General features: G+C 56.3%; 1 protein-coding gene. It reads left to right on the forward strand.

The window, feature by feature from the left end; translation table 11 throughout:
- Nucleotides 1-1,439, forward strand: a 1,439-nt coding sequence (locus tag LKD37_RS17465; protein WP_502787379.1) for a helicase-like domain-containing protein, incomplete at both ends; no start/stop codon positions are given.

Raw genomic sequence — 1,439 nt, forward strand, 5'->3', positions numbered from 1 at the left:
ATGGAAATGAAGCGTCTGGGGCTATGCACCAAGTCGCTGATCGTGGTGCCCAACCACATCACGGAACAGTGGGCGGCAGAATGGCTTCAGCTCTACCCAGCCGCTAACATTTTGGTAGCTACCGAACGCGATTTTGAAAAGCGCAACCGCCGCAGGCTGTGTGCCCGTATTGCCACCGGAGATTATGATGCAATCATCATCGGCCACAGTCAGCTCATGAAGATCCCCCTGTCCCGTGAACGGCAACAGGCCATTTTGCAGCGGCAGATCGACGAGGTGCTGCTGGCCATCAGCGACGCTAAGCGGCAGAAAGCAGAAAACTTCACCATCAAGCAGATGGAGCGAACCCGTAAGTCATTGGAGGCGCGGCTGGAGAAGCTCAACGATCAGAGCACCAAGGACGACACCGTGACCTTTGAGGAGCTGGGCATCGACCGGCTGTTCATTGATGAGAGCCACAGTTTCAAAAATCTCTTTTTGATGACGAAAATGCGCAATGTCGGCGGTATCGCGCAGACGGAAGCGCAGAAGTCCTCGGATCTCTTTGCCAAGTGTCAGTATCTGGACGAGCTGACCGACAGCCACGGTGTTATCTTCGCCACCGGCACCCCGATCTCCAACAGTATGGTGGAATTGTATACGGTGCAGAGGTACTTGCAATATCAAACCTTGCAGGAGATGGGTCTTATCCACTTCGACGATTGGGCCAGCGACTACGGTGAAACCGTTACCGCCATCGAGCTTTCCCCGGAGGGCAGCGGCTATCGCCCGAAAACCCGTTTTGCAAAATTCTTCAATCTGCCGGAGTTGATGGCGACCTTCAAAATGGTGGCGGATGTGCAAACGGCGGATATGCTGAAGCTGCCCGTCCCAAAGGCCAACTTCCACACCGAGGTCATCCACCCCAGCGAGCTGCAAAAGAAAGCTGTTGCAGGACTGGCGGAGCGTGCCGAGCGCGTCCGCGCCCGTGTGGTCGATCCCAGCACCGACAATATGCTGCGCATCACCAACGACGGACGCAAGCTGGCGTTGGATATGCGGCTGCTAAGCTCTCTGGCACCGGACGATGAAAACAGCAAGGTTTCCGTATGCGCCCGGAATGTCTATCGGATATGGGCAGAGAGTACCGCACAGCGCAGCACGCAGCTGATTTTCTGCGACCTGTCTACTCCCAAGGCGGACGGCAGCTTCAATGTGTATGACGATCTGCGGCGGAAGCTGCTTGAGATAGGCATTCCGGAAAACGAGATCGCTTATATCCACACCGCCAACACCGAGCAAAAGAAAAAGGAGCTGTTTGCCAAGGTGCGCGGCGGCGAGGTGCGTATCCTCATGGGCAGCACCGCAAAAATGGGAGCCGGAACCAATGTGCAGGACAGGCTCATCGCCTTGCATGATCTCGATTGCCCATGGCGGCCCAGCGACTTGCAGCAGCGCCT

The sequence above is a fragment of the Brotocaccenecus cirricatena genome, from assembly GCF_020687045.1.
Taxonomy (GTDB): Bacteria; Bacillota; Clostridia; order Oscillospirales; family Oscillospiraceae; genus Vescimonas; species Vescimonas cirricatena.